Source organism: Thiomicrorhabdus chilensis DSM 12352, assembly GCF_000483485.1.
GTDB classification, from domain to species: Bacteria; Pseudomonadota; Gammaproteobacteria; order Thiomicrospirales; family Thiomicrospiraceae; genus Thiomicrorhabdus; species Thiomicrorhabdus chilensis.
In genome coordinates this window covers 445,960-465,653 of the sequence record NZ_KI519609.1, presented here as the reverse complement: position 1 = coordinate 465,653, position 19,694 = coordinate 445,960, and the positions used below count along the sequence as shown (strand labels likewise).

General features: G+C 49.7%; 19 protein-coding genes. 12 read left to right on the top strand and 7 right to left on the bottom strand.

Annotation, left to right across the window (positions count from 1 at the left end; translation table 11 throughout):
- The first annotated feature begins 42 nt into the window (after positions 1-42).
- The 10 genes from B076_RS0102210 (at position 43) to B076_RS11855 (ending at position 10,894) form a co-directional block, all read left to right on the top strand.
- Entirely contained in the window at positions 43-2,685 is a 2,643-nt protein-coding gene (locus tag B076_RS0102210) for a Calx-beta domain-containing protein (RefSeq protein WP_028485865.1), read from the top strand.
- 484 nt (positions 2,686-3,169) lie between these two features.
- Positions 3,170-3,997, top strand: coding sequence for a pyrroline-5-carboxylate reductase (proC, locus tag B076_RS0102205; protein ID WP_028485864.1), 828 nt, complete (start codon positions 3,170-3,172; stop codon positions 3,995-3,997).
- A complete protein-coding gene (locus B076_RS0102200) occupies positions 3,997-4,575 on the top strand; it encodes a YggT family protein (RefSeq protein WP_028485863.1) in 579 nt (192 codons plus the stop codon). Before proC ends, B076_RS0102200 begins: the two co-directional genes overlap by 1 nt.
- A 15-nt stretch (positions 4,576-4,590) precedes the next feature.
- Positions 4,591-5,763, top strand: coding sequence for a homoserine O-succinyltransferase MetX (metX, locus tag B076_RS0102195; RefSeq protein ID WP_245566302.1), 1,173 nt, complete (start codon positions 4,591-4,593; stop codon positions 5,761-5,763).
- A complete protein-coding gene (metW, locus tag B076_RS0102190; RefSeq protein WP_028485861.1) occupies positions 5,760-6,389 on the top strand; it encodes a methionine biosynthesis protein MetW in 630 nt (209 codons plus the stop codon). Before metX ends, metW begins: the two co-directional genes overlap by 4 nt.
- A 179-nt stretch (positions 6,390-6,568) precedes the next feature.
- Positions 6,569-6,805, top strand: coding sequence for a FeoA family protein (locus tag B076_RS0102185; RefSeq protein WP_028485860.1), 237 nt, complete (start codon positions 6,569-6,571; stop codon positions 6,803-6,805).
- A complete protein-coding gene (gene feoB / locus B076_RS0102180) occupies positions 6,802-9,120 on the top strand; it encodes a Fe(2+) transporter permease subunit FeoB (RefSeq protein WP_028485859.1) in 2,319 nt (772 codons plus the stop codon). Before B076_RS0102185 ends, feoB begins: the two co-directional genes overlap by 4 nt.
- 15 nt (positions 9,121-9,135) lie before the next feature.
- The gene (locus tag B076_RS13135) at positions 9,136-9,402 is read left to right on the top strand and encodes a FeoC-like transcriptional regulator (protein WP_084205680.1); all 267 of its coding nucleotides are present in this window, start codon (positions 9,136-9,138) and stop codon (positions 9,400-9,402) included.
- 41 nt (positions 9,403-9,443) lie between these two features.
- Positions 9,444-10,385: a PilZ domain-containing protein gene (locus B076_RS0102170; protein WP_028485858.1), complete on the top strand. Its 942-nt coding sequence runs from the start codon at positions 9,444-9,446 to the stop codon at positions 10,383-10,385.
- Between the two features lie 92 nt (positions 10,386-10,477).
- Positions 10,478-10,894: a hypothetical protein gene (locus tag B076_RS11855; protein ID WP_051347122.1), complete on the top strand. Its 417-nt coding sequence runs from the start codon at positions 10,478-10,480 to the stop codon at positions 10,892-10,894.
- A gap of 20 nt (positions 10,895-10,914) precedes the next feature.
- Here B076_RS11855 and B076_RS11850 read toward each other — a convergent pair whose 3' ends face one another.
- Complete coding sequence (locus tag B076_RS11850; RefSeq protein ID WP_051347121.1) at positions 10,915-11,436, bottom strand: HugZ family pyridoxamine 5'-phosphate oxidase; 522 nt, start codon at positions 11,434-11,436, stop codon at positions 10,915-10,917.
- 9 nt (positions 11,437-11,445) lie between these two features.
- Positions 11,446-12,108 carry an alpha/beta hydrolase gene (locus B076_RS0102155; protein WP_028485857.1) on the bottom strand — a complete coding sequence of 221 codons (663 nt, stop codon included), beginning with the start codon at positions 12,106-12,108 and terminating at the stop codon, positions 11,446-11,448.
- A 67-nt stretch (positions 12,109-12,175) separates the two neighbouring features.
- Between B076_RS0102155 and lptM the strand changes: the two genes are divergently transcribed.
- Both lptM and lysA read left to right on the top strand, forming a co-directional pair.
- Positions 12,176-12,418, top strand: coding sequence for an LPS translocon maturation chaperone LptM (gene lptM, locus B076_RS0102150; RefSeq protein ID WP_028485856.1), 243 nt, complete (start codon positions 12,176-12,178; stop codon positions 12,416-12,418).
- Positions 12,415-13,668 carry a diaminopimelate decarboxylase gene (gene lysA / locus B076_RS0102145; protein ID WP_028485855.1) on the top strand — a complete coding sequence of 418 codons (1,254 nt, stop codon included), beginning with the start codon at positions 12,415-12,417 and terminating at the stop codon, positions 13,666-13,668. Before lptM ends, lysA begins: the two co-directional genes overlap by 4 nt.
- Positions 13,669-13,723: 55 nt before the next feature.
- On the opposite strand, the gene B076_RS0102140 is transcribed toward lysA, so the two are convergent.
- The 5 genes from B076_RS0102140 to gcvH all read right to left on the bottom strand — a co-directional run bounded on the left by B076_RS0102140 (position 13,724) and on the right by gcvH (position 19,632).
- Entirely contained in the window at positions 13,724-14,911 is a 1,188-nt protein-coding gene (locus tag B076_RS0102140; RefSeq protein WP_245566301.1) for a hypothetical protein, read from the bottom strand.
- Entirely contained in the window at positions 14,901-15,974 is a 1,074-nt protein-coding gene (locus tag B076_RS0102135; RefSeq protein WP_051347119.1) for an HD domain-containing phosphohydrolase, read from the bottom strand. Before B076_RS0102135 ends, B076_RS0102140 begins: the two co-directional genes overlap by 11 nt.
- On the bottom strand, positions 15,967-17,892 hold the full coding sequence (locus B076_RS12915) for a PAS domain-containing hybrid sensor histidine kinase/response regulator (RefSeq protein ID WP_051347118.1): 1,926 nt from the start codon (positions 17,890-17,892) through the stop codon (positions 15,967-15,969). Before B076_RS12915 ends, B076_RS0102135 begins: the two co-directional genes overlap by 8 nt.
- A 22-nt stretch (positions 17,893-17,914) precedes the next feature.
- On the bottom strand, positions 17,915-19,111 hold the full coding sequence (locus tag B076_RS0102125) for a class I SAM-dependent rRNA methyltransferase (RefSeq protein ID WP_028485852.1): 1,197 nt from the start codon (positions 19,109-19,111) through the stop codon (positions 17,915-17,917).
- 131 nt (positions 19,112-19,242) lie between these two features.
- Entirely contained in the window at positions 19,243-19,632 is a 390-nt protein-coding gene (gene gcvH, locus B076_RS0102120; RefSeq protein WP_028485851.1) for a glycine cleavage system protein GcvH, read from the bottom strand.
- Between the last annotated feature and the right edge of the window lie 62 nt (positions 19,633-19,694).

The window sequence follows — 19,694 nt, the reverse complement described above, 5'->3', positions numbered from 1 at the left end:
GCTGTAATTACCGCTACATCAACGCTTTGCAGGGACATCACCATGTCACACTATTCATTCAGCCCAAACCAACTGCTCAATCTACTGTTCATAAGCTTTCTCAGTTTATTCCTAAGCGCTTGCGGAGGCGGAGGCGGAGGTGGTTCTGATGAGCCTTCTCCACAACCCACAACGCCCAGCTTGTCGATTGCCGATGCCACCGCTGTGGATGTGGCCACCAGTGTGGATGTGACGGTAACGCTGTCTGCGGCTAGCGATCAGGAAGTGACAGTGGACTACGCTTCAGCGGACGGATCAGCAAATAACGGAATTGATTACCAAACAACAAGTGGAACTCTAGTATTCACCCCGGGAGAAATCGTCAAAACCATTAGCGTTACTTTGGTGGAAGGCCGTGACACGAGTTTACTCAAAACACTTTTAATCAACCTATCCAACCCTAAGAATGCTGAATTAGCCAACAACCAAGCTGTTATTGTTCTACTTTCAGGCAATGGAACTAATATCATTCCAAGCCTTTCTATTTCCGATGCTACAGCCACAGACATTGCAACCAACTTAGATGTGACCGTCACCCTATCAGAGGTCAGCGACCAGGAAGTAGCCGTGGACTACGCAACAGGGGACGGATCGGCTACCAGTGCGGCGGATTACGACACGACCAGCGGCACCCTGACGTTTGCCGCAGGAGACACTACAAAAACCATCAGCATCACGCTCAAAGACGGGCGGGATACCACGAGTTTGAAATCGTTTGTGGTCAATCTCAGCTCGCCGGTCAATGCAACCATTGCCGACGCGCAAGCGGACATCTCCTTGCTGGATAGCGAACACAGCTCACTATTCAACAATCCAACCTACTCAGCCAACTGGGGCACACGTGGCGTCTTCACCAATGCCAGCACCTGCGCATCGTGTCATACGGGGACCACCACGGTGATGAATTATGACAATACCGACATCAGTCCGCCGACCCAGTGGAAACACAGCGTCATGGCACACTCGTTAAATGACCCTTATTACAATGCCGTGGTCGAAGAAGAGGTGCACATTTTCCCGGATAAAAAAGTGTTTATAGAAGACACCTGCTTGCGTTGCCATGCTCCCATGGCCTCAACCCATGCACATCAAACCCTCACAGGGTTGGTTGATGATCCGACCGGTCTGTCCCCTGACGGAGGTTATCCATTTGAAACGGCGATGTCTGATCCGCATGCTCGCGAAGGCATCTCTTGTACTGCCTGCCACCAAATGCAAGACCCCACTATTACTGATCCGATAAAAAACGCAGAAGAGAATCTGCTGGCAAGCATGAGTGGACACTACATAATCAAATCTGAGGCTGACAATAATGATGCTGGTATAGCCCCAAGCATTTTTGGCCCATTTAAAAGTCCAATTGGTTCAAACATGCAGACCCAGACTGGATACATGCCACAATATGCCGCGCACATCAGTGAGTCGGCCATGTGTGCGACCTGCCACAACCTTTACACGCCGACCCTGGACTTGAACGGTGACCCTCATTTGGTCACAACGGCTGAGGGAGATAAGATTGCACAATTCCCAGAACAAACCCCTTACTGGGATTGGCTCAATAGCATCTATTCCGATGTCAACAATCCGCAAGGTAATAAAACCTGTCAGGCCTGCCATATGGCCCAACCTGAACCAGGTTACACAACCCCAATCACCACCAAACCAACTTCAGCCTCGGCAAGGCCTGATGCTGCAAAAGATGATGCTGATACTGTTTTCTCAGTCCACGAGTTTGTAGGCGGCAACAGCTACCTACTGGGCTTGCTGAAAACCTATATGGAAGAGCTGGGCATTGCCGATAAAACCACGGAAACCGGTTTTGATGAAAAGATTGCGCAAACACGCTCCATGCTGGAATCTGCGGCGAGCTTGGAAGTCACTTCATCTCTAGCGGGTAATGAATTAACTGTACCGGTAACCATCACCAACTTGACCGGTCACCGATTGCCGACGAGCTTCCCTTCGCGACGTATGTGGGTGCACCTGACCGTCACCGACACCAACAGTGATACGGTTATTTTTGAATCCGGTGCGGTGGATGCCAACGGACGTCTGGCCAAAGACAATGACATCACCGGTTTTATCCAAAGTGCCTGTTTGGAAATCAATAAGGAAACCGGTTTTGACTCGCTGGCCGACGGCTGTTACGAAGCGCATCATGATGTCATTGACGATGCCAGTCAGGTTCAAATCTACGAGCCGGTTCTGGGCGACGTCAACGGCGACATCACCCATGTCTTGTTGCACGCCAACGAATACATCAAAGACAATCGCATTCCGCCGATTGGTTGGACCTTGGATAATCGCCACGCCAACCCGGTCACGCCAGGACAATATGACGATGATGTCACCGGTCTGGCAGCTGGGGATACCAACTTCGCCAGCGGTAAGGACGGTTCTGGATCCGACGGCAAAGACACGGTCACCTATAGAATCGACACCAACGGATTCACCGGCCCGTTCGCTATAGAAGTGGAACTGCTTTATCAAAGCATTCGTCCGAGTTTTGTGTACAGCATGCATGCCGACGATGTCGAGCACGGCGGAATTGACGGCGACAGTCACGTACGTCGATTCAAATACATGTACGAGGAAAATCCACCGGTTCCTGAAGTGTTGGCAACACAAAATACAACGTCACCATAACCGACTATAACAACCATTAAAAACGCCGCTTAAACGCGGCGTTTTTATGTTTGCAGGCCTCTAAATATCAGACAGGCCTGCTCATTTTGCAAACGTCTCTTAAAATCCGATAAAGCATCTGATGGCTTAGGGAACCTCTGCACGAATCGGTTTGACTTCTGGCAACGCCAAACGAAGTAAGCGTAGCTAAATTTTCCAGATCAAGGCGTGAAGTTGAAGTAATGTCTAGACCTTACAAAACTTCACAACGCAGAGCTGGTAATTTTGGCTAAGCCCCTGCGGGCGGGGCTTAAAGCCCACATCTTCGTTGTTGTGACTCTTGACCTTAGAATGACTAAGGTCGGCGAGCCACGCCTAGAATAGGTAGGCTTTAAGTCCCGCAGAAACTCAAACTGATTCGTGCAGAGGTTCCTTAGGCTATTTTTTGGGCGTTTATCCTTTATAATAAGGAATATTGTCTTTTTCAAAACGGATTCATCTGACTATGCAAGCAACTTTGTGTTTTATTGGCGGCGGAAACATGGCCAAAAGCCTGATAGGCGGTCTGATTGCCAGCGGCTACCCCAAAGCCAACATCCTCGCCACCGACCCCACTCTGTCACAACGCAATCATTTGACGGAAACCTTCGGCATCGCGTGTTATGAAGACAACAATCAGGCGATTCAACAAGCCGACATTGTCATCCTGGCGGTCAAACCGCAGATTCTGCAAGCGGTCTGTAAAAGCATCCAAGACAGCATTCAGAAATCCAATCCCCTAATTCTGTCAGTCGCGGCGGGCATTCGCTCCAACGACATCAATCGCTGGTTGGGCGGGAATCAGGCGATTGTGCGCACCATGCCGAATACGCCGGCCTTGATTCAAAGCGGCGCAACCGGCCTTTATGCCAACCCTCAAGTCAGTCAAGAACAGAAAAACCAGGCCGAGCACATTATGCGCGCGGCAGGCCTGACCATTTGGGTCAACGAAGAATCCCAACTGGATGTGGTCACCGCTTTATCGGGCAGCGGCCCGGCTTACTACTTTCTGTTTATGGAAGCCATGGAACAAACGGCTCAAGAAATGGGACTGGATGCCAAAACCGCCCACCTGCTCACTATGCAGACCGCTTTTGGGGCGGCCAAGATGGTGATGGAAAGCAATCTGAATTGCGCCGAACTGCGCCAAAACGTCACCTCACCCAATGGCACAACGGAGCAGGCGATCAACACCTTTGAAGCCGAAGGCCTGCGCGACATGATCAAAAAAGCGATGCTGGCGGCTCAAAACCGGGCGGTAGAATTAGCCAATGAATTAGGAGACGATGTTTAATGGAAACCTTTAGCTCACCCGTTGGTCAAGGCGGTCTGTTTTTGTTTCAGTTCCTGATCGGACTGGTGATTTTCGTTTTGATGTTGCGTTTTTTAATGCGCGTCGCACACGTCGACTGGCGTAATCCGATTGTGCACTTCGTGGCCAAGGTGACCAACCCGTTATGCGCCCCCGCCAATAAAGTCCTGCCTTCACGTGGACGTTGGGACTGGGCCGCGATTGTCACCGCTCTGGTGATTCAAGGCCTGTTTGTATGGGTCATCGGCCTGTTGACCGAACGTGATTTTGGGGTGGCGGCCATTGTCCTTGCCTCGACCACCGAAATCATGAATCAACTGTTGGACATGATGTTCTGGCTGATCATCATTCAGGTCATTCTCAGCTGGGTCTCGCCGGGGTACAATCCCAATACTGAAATCTTCAATCAACTGACGCGCCCGATTCTGACGCCGTTTCAACGTTTAATCCCACCGATCAGCGGGCTGGACTTATCGCCGATTGCCGCCATCGTATCCATCAAACTGTTTCAGATTGTGGTGGTCGGCTCGATTGTGCAAGTCGCGCAAGGCTTACTGTAAGGTGACCAGGACAAAATGAATTCAACGATGAATGACCACACTGAAATCACCCAACCGCAAACCCTCAAGGTAAGCACGCCTCTTGAAATGGTCAGTGGGGCGGTTTTGCCCGAATATGAACTGGTGTATGAAACCTATGGGAAACTCAATGCCGATGCATCCAACGCCATTCTGGTCTGCCACGCGCTCAGCGGCGACCACCATGTAAGCGGTGTTGATGCGGACGGCAAACCGGGATGGTGGAGCGGCTATATCGGCCCCGGAAAAGCGATCGATACCAACCAGTTTTTTGTGGTATGTTCCAATAACCTGGGCGGTTGTCGCGGCAGCACCGGACCAACCTCTCTCAACCCGGAAACCGGCCAAGTGTACGGCCCGGATTTTCCGATTATGACCTGTCGGGACTGGGTCAACTCGCAAAATGAATTGCGCAAGCACCTCGAAATCGAACAGTGGGCGGCTTTGGTCGGTGGCTCCATGGGTGGCATGCAGGTGTTGCAATGGGCGATCGACTATCCTGACAAGCTGCGCCATGCGGTGGTGATTGCTGCCGCTCCGAAACTCTCGGCGCAAAACATCGCCTTTAACGAAGTCGCCAGACGCGCCATCATGTCCGATCCCGACTTTCATGACGGGCGCTTTATCGAAGCCGGCACCACCCCCAAACAGGGATTGGCTTTGGCCCGAATGCTCGGACATTTGACCTATCTGTCCGATGATATGATGGGAAGCAAATTCGGCCGCGAATTACGTGAAGACAAACTGCAATACAACTATGGCGTGGAATTCCAAGTCGAAAGTTATTTGCGTTACCAGGGCGAAAAGTTTGCCACCAAACAGAATTTTGACGCCAATACCTATCTGTTGATGACCAAAGCCTTGGATTACTTTGATCCGGCCTCCGAGTTCGACCACGATTTGAGCAAAGCATTGTCGCAGGCCTGTGCCAAGTTTCTGGTGGTGTCGTTCACTTCGGATTGGCGTTTTTCGCCCGCTCGTTCACATGAAATTGTCAAAGCTCTGCTCGATAACGATGCCGATGTCAGTTATGCGGAAATCTCCTCGGAACATGGCCACGATGCTTTCTTATTGCCCAATCCGCATTATCAAGGCGTTTTCAAAGCCTATATGCAGCGCGTGCTTAATGAAATCCGCCCCCATAACGAAAACAGGGAGTCCGTATCATGAATACACTGAATGCCCCTATCTCCCCGGAATTCAAATTGATTTCTGACTGGATCACCCCCAATAGCCGAGTATTGGACTTGGGCTGTGGTGATGCCAAACTACTTACCCACCTGATCCAGACCCATAAGGTGACCGGCTACGGCATGGAGCTGGATCCCGACAAAAACATCCAGGCGATTGAAGCAGGAATCAATGTCATTCAAAGCAACCTGAACAATCACGATATCTGCGAATATTTTGATGAGGGTTCTTTTGATTTCGTCATCATGACACAAGCACTGCAGGTGGTGAAGCGACCCGATGAATTGCTGGACGACATGCTTGCCGTTGGCAAACAAAGCATCATCACCTTTCCAAACTTCGGCCACTGGCGTATGCGCGGCCAGCTGTTGTTTCGAGGACGCATGCCGGAGACCAGTACCTTGCCTTATCATTGGTACGACACCCCCAATATCCACATGTGTACCTTCAATGATTTTGAAGACCTGTGTCATTCAAAAGGAATTGAGGTGATGGAGCGTGCGGTGGTCAACTCGGAACATCAAAGCACGCTGGGCATGAAGATCGCACCGAACTTACTCGGTGAAGTCGCGCTCTACAAGGTGCAAAAAAAATCACAACTTTAAAGCCGAAAACACACCTTTTCCTGAAAAAAACGGGCTTAATTAGCCCGTAAAACGTTGGACAATAAGCCTCCTCAGCCACGCTGTTTAAATGCAAACAAATATCATTTGACTTGTGATTTTAGCGGGAGTTTGCTACTCTAGCGTTTAACTTTTTAAATAAAAACAATTATCATTTATTGATGCAAACACACACCCTTACCCTCAATCAGTGCCAGGTTGGCCAAACCGGCGAAATCACAGCCCTTAAAGGCGCATTGGAAACCAAAATGCGCTTGGTCAACCTTGGATTTCACACCCACAGCATTGTCAAATTGATTATGCTTCGTGGCCACAATCTGGTGGTGTGTGTCGACGGCAGTCGGTTTGCCATAGACCACAGAATTGCCGAAAACATCGAAGTGGAAGTGCTGTCATGACCGTCGTCAAACCCAAAATCAAATTCAAAAAGCACGCCAAGCATGCCTATCAGATTGCTCTGATAGGCAGCCCCAACTGCGGTAAAACCACGTTATTCAACCGTTTGACCGGTGCCCAGCAAACAACAGGGAATTGGCCGGGCGTAACCGTTGAACGTAAGTCGGGTTTTATGGACATCGGCGACAAACACTTCCATCTCATGGATCTGCCTGGGGTTTACAGTCTGGAGATGTCCAGTCATACCGGCCTGGATGAAAAGGTCGCCCTGGATTATCTTCAATGCCAGCCGACCGACTTAATTCTGAACGTGGTCGATGCCACCAGTCTTGAACGCCAGCTATTCCTGACCGCACAACTTTTACACATGGGCTTACCAGTAGTGGTGGTGCTCAACCGCATGGATTTACTCAATGAACGCCACCTGGAAATTGACATCGATGCCCTTTCACAATCGTTAGGCTGTCCGGTCATTCCTGTTTCCGGCTATTTCAATCAGGGCATCGACGAACTTAAACAGCAACTTCCGGGCTTGCTCAATAAGAAATCCGATCTGCATTTCGACCTGCCGGACACCTTGCATGATTCGGTGCATGCCGTGCGCAACCTGCAAGCGGAACCCGATTCCGACTCCTGCTGGAAGACTTTGCACATGCTCATCAACCCGCTGCAGGCTCCCTTGGAACTGAGGAGTTTTTGCGCCGCCGAAAAAAACAAACTGGAACAGCATTACTCTGAGGATCTGGCATTGATTGCCGCCGACCTTTATTTTCAGTTTGCGCATGATGCCACCCACAGCAGCCTGACCCATACCGATCGTTTCACCCGCAACACCACCGACTGGCTTGATCACTGGATACTGCACCCGCTATGGGGGCTGCCTATTTTCCTGTTCATCATGTATCTGGTGTTTGCGCTGTCGATTACGGTCGGCAATACTTTCATTGACTTCTTCGACCTGGGCGCTCAGGCGATTTTTGTGGACGGCCCGAGTGCCTTATTGCAAAGCCTGCACGCACCCGACTGGCTCATTGCTATTTTGGCACATGGTATCGGCAGCGGCATACAGGTGGTCGCCACCTTCATTCCGGTCATCGGGGCGCTGTTTTTACTGCTTTCGATACTTGAAGAAACCGGTTATATGCAACGCGCCGCTTTCATCATGGATGGTCTGATGCGTCGCCTCGGCCTTTCCGGACAGGCGTTCATTCCGCTGGTGGTCGGTTTTGGCTGCAATATCCCGGCGGTTTTAGCTTCGCGCACCCTGCCCGATCATCGCGACCGCATCATGACCATTATGATGACCCCGTTTATGTCGTGCAGTGCCCGTTTGACGGTTTACGTGATGTTTGCAACCGCCTTTTTCAGTGACTATGCGGCCTTATTTGTCTTTTCGCTCTATGCGGTTGGCATACTGGCTGCGGTCTTGACCGCCTTGCTTCTCAAACATACCTTGTTGCCAGGTGAAGCGCCACCGGTGCTCATGGAGCTGCCTATTTATCATAAACCCGCGACCCTCAATGTGTTGCTGAATACCCGTAATAAGCTGAAAAGCTTTATCCTGGATGCCGGTAAAATCATTGTATTGGTGGTCTTGGCTTTGAATCTTCTCAATAGCTTGGGAACCGACGGCACTTTCGGCCATGAAAACCAATCCGACTCAGTCTTGAGCACCGTAGCCAGAGCGGCCACTCCGGTGGTTGAACCGCTGGGCATTACCGAAGAAAACTGGCCCGCGACGGTCGGTTTGATTACCGGCTTGCTGGCTAAAGAGGTGGTCGTAGGATCACTAGACGCACTCTATCAGAATATGGATGAGTCACCCGTTGTCGATGAAGACACACCCTATAATTTTTGGGGCGCTTTAAAAACCGCCGTGCTGACGATTCCCGAGAACCTGCCCGGCATTGTCACCGATGTAAACGACCCACTTGGTTTGCAGTCGATTGAAAACATAGATGACAAACAGCTGATTGCAGAGGAACAAGGCTTCACCCTCTCGACCCTGGATAAAATGAGCGCCTACTTTGATGGACAGATCGGTGCCTATGCCTACCTGCTTCTGGTATTGCTCTACTTTCCCTGCGTGGCCACCTTTGGAGCCATTAAACAGGAACTGGGCTGGCGCTGGGCTCTGACCAGCGGAGGTTGGAGTCTGTTTCTGGGTTACAGCGTCGCGGTTGGCTTCTACCAACTTGCCAACTTCAGTCGTCACCCGGAAACCTCGGCAATATGGCTGGCGGTTCTGCTTACCGGTTTTGCAGGCATTGCCTTAACCTTGCGCAGAATTGGGACAAGTTCAAGATCGAAACTGTAACGATGAGAGACGCTTATGATTCTTTTACAATTGAAGCAATACATCAGACAGCACCATGAGGTCTCCCTCGAAGACATCCAAAATCATTTCGACCTCTCCGAAGAGGCTGTTCACGGCCTCATGGCTCCGCTTATCCGTCAGGGCCACATTCAAATGATCGAATCCCCTCAATGTTCAAGCGGACGCTGCAGCACGGGCTGCACCTCACGTGGCGGTAATGAACGCTATCTTTGGCGTGATAAATGCTTTATTTCCCTACCAATAGGGGTACAAGTTCTATAGAATAAGTACATAAACTTCCCGATTTCGGCTACTTCACAGAAATGAACAAATGGTTTAGAAAAGGAAATGCGCGACGCTTCTACCGGATTGATATGCCGGTCAGGCATTTTATTGTACCGAGTTCACCGATTAAAGACCGCGAGATTTACGCAACCGGTGCCAACTATTTTCCAGCCAGCTTCAAGAGTAAAGTAGAAGCCCAAAAATTTCACGCTTTGCATTGGGCCAACCGCATTCAAGAGCACTCTGAAATTCTGCTTAAGATTTTCGATGAAATCATCCAGTTTGTGGAATTTTTCGGTGAGTGTGCCTTATCCATCTCCGAAGGCCAGAATCCTCGTCAAGACCCCAAATACTGGATGCGTGTCCACACCCACCTAAACGGCTTTCAACATGCACGTCTGATGGAACCTTCGTCACCCAAGACCTACCAATACATTAAAATGATTGAAGAGAAATACATGACGTTCCTGCGCAGCATGGTCGCAAGTATTGAAAAATCCACGCCCACCCACTTTGCCGTGGATGATCACCTGCCGCACGGGTTTAAGGTGGATGAGATGATTTCGACCTTTGAATCCGCGAAGTTTGACAAGATTCCTCTGGTGCAAACCCTGCGGCACGTTTCCGCCTACATGGATTCGTACCTGGAGGCTTATCGTTACATCAACGAAGACAACTATCTAAAACAGTTTCCTTCCGAATGGAAAGTGCAGATGGCCAATGTCAGTGCCAGTGGTTTGGCGGTGCATTTAGGCAAACGTTTTGAACAATATTCCCGGGTGGATGTCTACCTGTATTTTCCGGAGGACGAGAAGGTCCTGCAATTTGACGGTACCGTTGTGGATACCCGGACCGATGACAAAACCTTAACTGAACGCGTCGCCATCAATTTTGAGTTTCCCGATGGGGTCTCGCAGGATTACCTGCAAACCCAGATTCAAAAACAGGAAGTCAAAGACTGTATGGACATCGTTTTATAGTCGTTTTTATTAGATGAATGCATTGTTTAATCACACACTCCCGAAACGTCTCGAACTTTTCGCAACCAATGGATTAAAAAAGAGGAATTCCTATGCCAGGTAGCAGTCACGATGTCGATCCTACTTTCATGGACAAAGTTCCCCTATCCGTGCGCGAACCGGCCTTGGATTTGATCCGTTATGCGGCACTGAAAGAGATGCTATTGATGCGCCTCAACGGCCCGACCGACTTCTACACCCATAAATACAATCTTACTCCGGATCAGTGGAACTACGTTCTGAATGCGGTGATCTTAACCAAAATCAGTTATTTTCAAATCTCCATGCATTTTCCGAATGTGTATATCGACAAACTATTGGAAATTGCCGCCTTTGCCGCCGGCAAAAAAGGCTGCAACGCATCCGAGCTTTATCATGCCATGCTCAAGGATCACCCGATTTTTGCAAACTGGGTTAAAACCTGTCTGATTGTCAAACAGCAAAAAGCGCGCATGCATAACCCCAATTAAAATCGATTATCCCTTGTCACTCATTTACCTTTAACGGCATCAAGATTTCGACAGGGTGGCCCCTCAAACGCATAAGCAGCACCAAACCCTTTGATGTAACGCCCTCTGACCAATTCCAGCTTAAAAAAATGAAAGTCCGGCAATGTCTTGAGCACCTCGACTACCTCACCAAAGCTTTCACTAAACTGCCTGTAAATGACTTCCTCAACTTCAGTGCCTTTTTCAACTTGAAAAACCTTACACTGCACACTCATGCGTTCACGGGCAAAGATTTGCGGCGTATCACTTTCGTCAGCCAACAACAACCCGCTGATCAGGCCTGCCGTTTTTGAAAGCCCACTTTCTAAATTGTTTTGTTGAGTTAAAGCCTGTAGGTTTTGGGTGTGAGTCGACAATTCACTGACCCAAATGGCCCAATCGGTCTGATTCAACTTTACAAACGGCACAACACTGGTTTCAAGTTCCCCCTCTTGGGACAAGGTACTTAAAACCAGGCTTTTCCGGCTTTGTACAAAGGTTTGGCACGCTGACTCCACACTCATCGCCGTCTCCTAAAACTTAAGGATTTGTTTCAACCAAGCCGCGATGTCGTCAATCTCTTCGGCACAGACCTGATGTTGCATCGGATAGGAATGCCATTGGATTTGATAGCCCTTCTGCTCCAAGGCCTGCTTGGAATGTTGGGCAATGGCCAACGGAATCACTTGATCGTATTCACCGTGCGTCATCATAATGGGTATTTCACGGTGCATGTAAAACTGTTCGTACATCGGGCAGTAGGTGGATAAAGCCAGCACCCCACCCAATAGGCGTTCGTAACTCAATGCCGCATGCAATGCCACCAGTCCGCCTTGGGAAAACCCCGCCAATACGATTTTCTCGGCGGGAATGCCCGCATCAATTTGCTGCTTGATGAGGTCGTATGCGCGGTAACAGGCCACGCGGATACCCGCCGCGTCGACGTCTCCCATAAAATCGGTAGATCGAATGTCATACCAGGAACGCATGCGCATGCCGCCATTGATAGTGACTGGCTGGTGCGGCGCGTGCGGAAAAATAAAACGAATCCCATGATCCTCCGGCAGCTTAAGTTGCGGCACCAGATCCACAAAATCTTCACCGTCCGCTCCCAAACCATGCAACCAGATGACAGCCGCCTCCGCCTTACCCGGCGGCTCGAGAATGATTGGCAGGTCGTGTTGCGCTTCTTGCATTGTTTATCCTGTATTTCTGCTAAAATAAGCCTCATTTTAACGGTTTCAATCGAGTAATACAGTAAAAATGCCTGACTTAAGATGCCTTGACCGCCTTGCCAATTCGCCATTAAAGCCCCTCTTTTCGGTTCGTCATAAAACCTGGAAACTGGCGGGAGCCATCTGTATCCTATCGCTTTTGGCCGGGTGCGGTAAAAAAGGCCCTTTGACCCTGCCAGAAGCCCAAAAGGCTGAAGCGAGCCAACAGGCACAGCCAAACGCTCTAGAATCCGATACCACTCAATCCAGTTCATCACAGGAAACGCCATGAGACAGCCTTTTCAATTCAAACACAACACGCTTCACGCCGAGAATGTCAATTTGGCACAACTGGCAAAAGACTTTGGCACACCGCTGTATGTCTATTCGAGAAGTGAATTGGAAAATCGCTGGCTGGCATTTGATCGAGCCTTCAAGAGTCAACCGCATCTGGTCTGCTACGCCGTCAAGACCAACTCCAACCTGGCCGTATTAAACGTATTGGCGAAGTTGGGAGCCGGATTCGACATTGTCTCACAAGGTGAATTGGAACGCGTTTTACGCGCTGGAGGCGATCCAGGCAAGGTGGTGTTTTCAGGCGTCGCCAAGCAGTCTGCCGAGATAAAACGCGCTCTGGAAGTGGGCATTCGCTGTTTCAATATCGAATCCCACGCCGAGCTGGACCGCATTCAAGCCGTGGCGCAAGAAGTCGACAAAATCGCCAACATCTCAATTCGTGTGAACCCCGATGTTGACGCCAAAACCCACCCTTATATTTCGACCGGCCTCAAAGACAATAAGTTCGGTGTAGACATCAACACCGCGCCGGAGCTTTATGCCGATGCGTGTGAGTGTTCACACATCAACCCGATTGGAATCGATTGCCACATCGGTTCTCAGCTGACCGAAATCGATCCTTTTGTGGACGCGCTCGAACGGGTCTTAGCCTTAAAAGAACAACTGCAAGAAGTCGGCATCGACATTCATCACCTGGATCTGGGTGGCGGACTGGGGATTCAGTACACGGACGAAAGCCCACCGGAGATTGCCGATTACATCCAAGCACTCATCGACAAACTCGATGACCCGTCGATTGAAATCATCATCGAACCGGGACGCGCCATTGCCGGTAATGCCGGCGTACTCTTGACCGAAGTGGAGTTTTTGAAACCCACCGAGCACAAGAACTTCGCCATCATCGATGCCGCCATGAATGACCTGATCCGTCCGGCACTTTATCAGGCCTATCAGGAGATAGTGGCGGTCACGCCGCGTACAGACGGTACCGAAGCAAAATGGGATATCGTCGGGCCGGTGTGTGAAACCGGGGATTTCTTGGGCAAAGACCGCCAGCTCAACTTAAAACCGGGAGACCTATTGGCGGTCATGTCCTCTGGAGCTTACGGTTTCACCATGAGTTCCAACTACAACAGCCGCCCACGTGCCGCCGAAGTGATGGTACAAAATGAACAGGCCTGGTTGATTCGTCCGCGTGAAAGCTACGATGACCTCATGGGCAAAGAGCGCGTTCTGGAGAACTAAGAGAAACATTCTGTTTGACAAACAAACTGAACAGGCCAGTCTGTTTTGCAGGACTTTAAAGTTTTCCGGTTGCCTGCCAGAGATGTAGGTCGGAAAGCGGCTTGGCGTTTGGCAGGCTATTTTCCTCGCCGCGAACCCGAAAAATCTGCGAAGACTCGCCTTCTTCTCCGCCAAGCGTGCTGAGCAGTGCACCCCAGACCTTGCCTTCGTCCAGCCAAGCCACCAGCTTGAGGTCCGCCGCGTTTTTTTGGTCAGGGAAATCGATGAACCAGGCATGCTGTTGCCACAAACTTAATTGAATCCAATCCTCCAATACGTCAAGCACCACAAACGGCTGCGCGGAGGCTTTCAATCTTTCAGACAAAACCGGCATGGCCTGCTCCTCGTCCTGCAAAGCACTTTCAATCGCAGTACTGAGCCAAGCTTGGTAAATCTGAGTTACCTCCACCAGATAACGGCTATGGCCGATTCTGGCGATTTCTTGCTCGGGCAAAGCGTGGGCCTCGGCCAGACGGTAGGCATCCTCCAACAGTGCCACCATACTCTGGCACTGCATTGGTCGGCAAGGCAACTGCGCTAAGGCGTGATGCAGCCGACTGCCAATCAATTCAGGAAAGCGGGCAGCTAGAGAAAGCGCCATGGAATTGATGCGCGGCAAAGATTGCAAGGCTTGCAAACGCCGCTCATCGAGCAGACACAGCTCAACCTGTTCGGCAATCTCCTGATTGACCCAGCGCAAACGCAGGTTACGCAGAAATTTGACCGTTTCCTCTTTACCTGGCCACCCCATTTGCGCGGCCATCTCCACACGTTTGCCGGACAGCAAGGCGACAACTTCCGGCTCTTGAAGCCCGGAGGATATCAACCGCCAGGCCAATAATGGAGCCTGGTCCAGCAGTTCAAGAATCTGCGGATATTTTCCGCAATAGTGCAACAGGGTCAATTGATGGGTTGGAAACAAGGCGCAACTGTCTTGCACCCATTTGGGAATTTGCTTGCGCCAATAGGCCAGTTGCGAGTAGTTCGACCATGTAAATATTTTAAACTCAGGCGGATAAGCGGGAATGGGGTTGGCATCAAGCATCATATTATCCCAGCTGATGACCTTGACCACACCTCTTGCTGGCAGGATGCGCCGGCAGTCAATCCATAGAATATGTTCCAGATCATCCCAATAACAGTTTTTTGCCAAACGTTGCTGCAAACTGTTTTGAGTGCGATCCTGCAAGCGTTTAGGACTCAAAGTAAGTATTCCGTATTTTCAGCACTTCCGGCAACACCTGGATGAAACAGTCCACCAGATTCGGATCAAAATGACGACCTTTCTCTTTCTCCAACAGGCCAATCGCTTTTTCCACCGACCAGGCGGCTTTGTACGGACGTTCTGACGTCAAAGCATCAAACACGTCGGCAATCGCGACAATCCGCCCTTCAATGGGAATATCTTCTCCCGCCAGACCATGCGGGTACCCCTTGCCATCGAACTTCTCATGATGTGTCAGCGCAATTCTATGCGCGACCTTGAGAATTTCAGACTGCGAGTTTTCCAGAATACGGGCACCAATAATCACATGATCCTGCATTTTTGCATACTCTTCTTCCGTCAATTTTCCCGGCTTGAGTAAAATGGTGTCGGAAACACCGATCTTACCAATATCGTGCATCGGCGATCCCAGCTCGATCAAGCGCGCACGACGCTCACCCAGCCCGGCCTGACGGGCTATCCAATAAGAAAACAAGCTGACGCGTTTAACATGGTTACCGGTTTCATTATCACGATACTCTCCGGCTCGACCGAGTCGGTGCACAATCTCCAGGTTAGCATCATTCAAGGCTTGAGTGCGCTGTCTCACCTTTTGATCTAATGATTCATTCTGCTGCTGCAACTGCTTCCGCAAAAACCAGTTTTCCAACTGCAACTCAACACGTCTGAGCAGCTCCTTCTGATTGAAGGGTTTCATCACATAATCATTAGCTCCGGAATCCAGCGCCTTATTACGGTTTTCCTGATCGTTCTGCGCAGTCAACATGATCACCGGCGGCTTATTCGCTTCGTGGAAATGTTGGCGAATGATCGAAAGCACACCGAAGCCATCCAACACTGGCATATTGATATCCAATAAAATCAAATCCACGGAATTTTCGTTCAACAACATACTGATATTCAAAGGATTCGAACAGGTGATGGTATTGGTATAATCGTACTCTTCGAAAAAATCCGCTATCAATTCCAAGTTAACCGCCTGGTCGTCAACCACCAGAATACAGGCTTGTCGCAATGTTTCATCCATCAGCGCTTCATCCATTCAAATCACGTAATAACTGAACAATCTCTTTTACATCAATTGGCTTGGTTAAATACCGATCAAACCCCAGTCTATGGCCACGCTCAACATCTTCAGACATTGCCTTGGCCGTCAAAGCCACCATAAACGTGCCTTTTTGCAACAGATCAGGCTCTTGCCGTAAAATTTTAAAAGCCTCTTCCCCACTCATTCCCGGCAGATCCAAATCAAAAAATATGCAGTCCGGCACCAATTCGCGCGCCTTTTCCAATCCAATCTCTGCCAGAGGCGCAATCGTCAGCTCAAAATCATCCAACATTTCAAAAATTTCGCCCATCAGTTGCATGTTCAATGGGTTATCTTCAATATAGAGCACCTGTTTACTGCCCAGTCTCAGACTGCTCGACGGTTCAACTTGCTGATTTAGCGCTTGCCCTTCTGCAACATCTTCGAACACACCCGCCGTTTTCCTTTGCGTCAGAGGCAGTGTAAACCAAAAGGTCGAGCCTTGTCCCTCCACACTGGTGAAGCCGGTTTCCCCGTTCATCAACTCAATGATTTTCTGGCTGATGTTCAAACCAATACCCGTGCCCTCGATTGACTTGCTCTCAATTCCCAGCCGGTTAAAGGGTTCAAAAACCTTATGCTGCTTTGACTCTGGAATCCCCACCCCGGTGTCAGCCACGCTGATTTTCAAGAAGGCTTCCCCTTCACCATCCGACCCAACCTCAAAACGTTCACAACTGATGCTAGCGCGACCGTTGTCCTTGTTGTATTTGATCGCATTGGAAAGGTAATTTAGCAGTACCTGCTTCACGCGGGTGTAATCGGCCTTGATGGTCGCGTCACAGTTTTTTGGCCTGTCGTAGTCCACCGCAATGCCATTGCGTTCGGCCATGGGCTGAATAGTCGATAGACAACTGTCTATGACATCTTTCATATCAACCGTTTCCAGGCTAAGCTCCATATTACCCGATTCAATGGTGGAGAGATCCAGCACCTGATTGATGAGCTCCAGCAAGTGGTAACCGGACTGACGGATATTATTGACCTGCCTGTTTTGACTTTCCGTCAAGCGAGCATTGGCCAAAAGATCGGAAAAACCGATGATCGAATTCAAAGGCGTTCTGAGTTCATGGCTCATACTGGATAAAAATCCGGACTTGGCCTGGTTGGCAGCTTCGGCTTCCCGCTTGGCTCCCTGAAGCTCTCTGACTTTTTCTCTCATCGACTCTTCCGCCTTTTTCAAAGCAGAGACATCGGTGCGAATGGAAATAAAGTGTTCAATCTCACCACTGTGATTGAGAATCGGTTGAATGGTCGACTCCACCCAATATAATCGATCCTCTTTATTTCGATTACAAATCGTACCGTGCCAGGTTTCTCCTGCGGTAATGGTTTCCCAGACCTGCTTGAAAAAGCCTTTAGGGTGCCGGCCGGAATTCAAAATCGCATGGTCTTCACCAATCAACTCTTCCAACGGGTAGCCGGATATCTCGACAAATTTGGGATTGGCCGAAATGATGGTGCCGTTCCTATCCGCTTTAGAGACAATGGCATGATTGTTTACCGCAAACAAATCACCCCAGGTATTGGTCAGAAAATCATCAGAGTGTAAATCCAGCAGACCATTGTCTTCTATCAACAGCTGAATGGCATTACGCAAAACCTGTCTATGCTCTTGACTGACAAAGTCACCTGATTGGGCATCAAGAACCATAGGCAGACTCTTGACAAACACATCCAGTGGTTCTGAAAAGTGCCCACGAATTTCTTCCGGCATGGCCTCAAACAGTTCAATCACCAATTTCAACTGCACGCCCAATGCTAGCACCAATCGCGGGTTGGGCACGCGGAAACACTCTAACTTATCGCACAGGATATGAATCGCATAGATTTCATTCGCTATAAAGTTGGTGACTTGAATGCTCGACTTCATACCTAATCCTTGCCTGTACAACTTACCAGCTCTGCGATACTTTCAAGAAAAACGATTTCAGATATTCGGTTTCCGGAATCGCCGGATGCACCGGATGATCCGGCCCTTGGTGCCCCTGATCAAACAACTGCACCTGACGATCGATATGGCGAGCCGCCGATTGCACCTGTGACAGAAGCTGGTCGCGCCCCATATGGTGGGAACAGGAAGCCGACACCAAAATGCCATCCGGGTTCAGCAAACGCATGGCAATCTCATTGATGCGTCGATAGCCTTCGGAGCCGGACTTCAAGTCTTTTTTACGTTTCACAAACGCTGGCGGATCGACAATCACGACATCAAAGCGCTCTGCCTCCAGTCGCAAGGCATTCAGCACATCAAATGCATTGCCCTGTATCAAAGTCACTTTTTCAGACACCTCGTTAAGTTCGGCATTACGCTCCACGCCGTCCAAAGCCGCCTCTGATGCATCCACACAGGTCACCGATTCAGCCCCGGCCACGGCGGCCTGAATGCCCCAGCCACCCAAATAACTGAATACATCCAATACTCGTTTGCCTGCCACTAAACCTTGCAGACGCGCTCGCGCCATGCGGTGATCATAGAACCAACCCGTTTTCTGACCCCCTTCAACGGGAATCGCAAACTTGGCTCCGTTCTCGACAATCACAATCTCTTCCGGCAAGTTGCCCAACGCCACTTCCTCATATAATGGCAAACCTTCCAACTCACGGCTTTTGGAGTCATTGCGCATCACCACCGCTTGCGGATGATAGAGGTTTTCCAACACTTGCAGGATATCAGCCTTGACGTTCTCCATCCCGGCGGTGGTGATCTGCACCACAAACACGTCACCAAACCGGTCGATGACCAGCCCAGGCAAACCATCGCTCTCAGCAAACACCAAACGATAAAAAGGTTCGTCAAAATTCAGTTCACGCAAAGCTTGTGCTTCTTGAATCCGACGTTTCAAAAATTTGATATTGAATTCCACTTTTGCACTGCGGCTAAGCAGTCGCGCACAGATTAGCGTATTCGGATTCACATAACCCATACCAACTGGCTTGCCATTCGACGCTTCTATGATCACCGGCTGGCCGGCTTCAAAATCCTTTAAGGGTGTGATTTTATTATCCACTTCATTACTGAACACCCAAAGGTGACCTTGTTTGATGCGGCGTTCTTCATTTTTCTTTAAACGTAAACTGGCTAATTTCATTCTGTATGCAACGTATCGTTAATGGTCGGTCTGTTCAAAACACAACATGCACCGCTATGGGTGCATGTTATTTCTGAACTCTATTGAGAATCCTCTGATTCAATCAGAGATTCCTTTAAATTTAAGCCGGTTCAGGCTTGGTCAATCAGTGCTTGGTATTCATGGTCGGATAATAGATCTTCCAGTTCAGTGTCGTCATGAGGGGCAATCTTGAATAGCCACCCCCCGTCATAAGGCTCATCATTGATCAATTCCGGTTCATCCTCAAGCGCTTCATTAATGGCGACGATTTCACCGCTGACAGGCGCATAAATCTCCGAGGCCGCCTTAACCGATTCCAGAGACATCACTTCGTCTTCGGCCGCCACATCCGCGCCCAACTCGGGGAAGGTGACACTCATCAAATCCCCCAAGGACTCTTGCGCAAAATCGGTGATACCCACCACTGCATTGCCTTGCTCATCAAGGTAGACCCATTCATGGGTCTGTGCATATTTCAAATGACTCGGTAAGACACTCATTCTTTCTCTCCAAAACAGTAAACTTTGTAGGCGAATGATACCATTTAATCGGTGGTTCTTCT

Excerpts from the sequence above, each read along its gene's own strand:
- B076_RS0102125 (WP_028485852.1), bottom strand. The coding sequence starts at position 19,111 with ATGAAATTAGCCAGTTTACGTTTAAAGAAAAATGAAGAACGCCGCATC.
- B076_RS12915 (WP_051347118.1), bottom strand. The coding sequence starts at position 17,892 with ATGAAGTCGAGCATTCAAGTCACCAACTTTATAGCGAATGAAATCTAT.
- lysA (WP_028485855.1), top strand. The coding sequence starts at position 12,415 with ATGAGACAGCCTTTTCAATTCAAACACAACACGCTTCACGCCGAGAAT.
- metX (WP_245566302.1), top strand. The coding sequence starts at position 4,591 with ATGAATTCAACGATGAATGACCACACTGAAATCACCCAACCGCAAACC.
- feoB (WP_028485859.1), top strand. The coding sequence starts at position 6,802 with ATGACCGTCGTCAAACCCAAAATCAAATTCAAAAAGCACGCCAAGCAT.
- metW (WP_028485861.1), top strand. The coding sequence starts at position 5,760 with ATGAATACACTGAATGCCCCTATCTCCCCGGAATTCAAATTGATTTCT.
- lptM (WP_028485856.1), top strand. The coding sequence starts at position 12,176 with ATGCCTGACTTAAGATGCCTTGACCGCCTTGCCAATTCGCCATTAAAG.
- proC (WP_028485864.1), top strand. The coding sequence starts at position 3,170 with ATGCAAGCAACTTTGTGTTTTATTGGCGGCGGAAACATGGCCAAAAGC.
- B076_RS0102210 (WP_028485865.1), top strand. The coding sequence starts at position 43 with ATGTCACACTATTCATTCAGCCCAAACCAACTGCTCAATCTACTGTTC.
- B076_RS11850 (WP_051347121.1), bottom strand. The coding sequence starts at position 11,436 with ATGAGTGTGGAGTCAGCGTGCCAAACCTTTGTACAAAGCCGGAAAAGC.
- gcvH (WP_028485851.1), bottom strand. The coding sequence starts at position 19,632 with ATGAGTGTCTTACCGAGTCATTTGAAATATGCACAGACCCATGAATGG.
- B076_RS0102155 (WP_028485857.1), bottom strand. The coding sequence starts at position 12,108 with ATGCAAGAAGCGCAACACGACCTGCCAATCATTCTCGAGCCGCCGGGT.
- B076_RS0102185 (WP_028485860.1), top strand. The coding sequence starts at position 6,569 with ATGCAAACACACACCCTTACCCTCAATCAGTGCCAGGTTGGCCAAACC.
- B076_RS0102170 (WP_028485858.1), top strand. The coding sequence starts at position 9,444 with ATGAACAAATGGTTTAGAAAAGGAAATGCGCGACGCTTCTACCGGATT.
- B076_RS0102200 (WP_028485863.1), top strand. The coding sequence starts at position 3,997 with ATGGAAACCTTTAGCTCACCCGTTGGTCAAGGCGGTCTGTTTTTGTTT.
- B076_RS0102135 (WP_051347119.1), bottom strand. The coding sequence starts at position 15,974 with ATGGATGAAGCGCTGATGGATGAAACATTGCGACAAGCCTGTATTCTG.
- B076_RS13135 (WP_084205680.1), top strand. The coding sequence starts at position 9,136 with ATGATTCTTTTACAATTGAAGCAATACATCAGACAGCACCATGAGGTC.
- B076_RS11855 (WP_051347122.1), top strand. The coding sequence starts at position 10,478 with ATGCCAGGTAGCAGTCACGATGTCGATCCTACTTTCATGGACAAAGTT.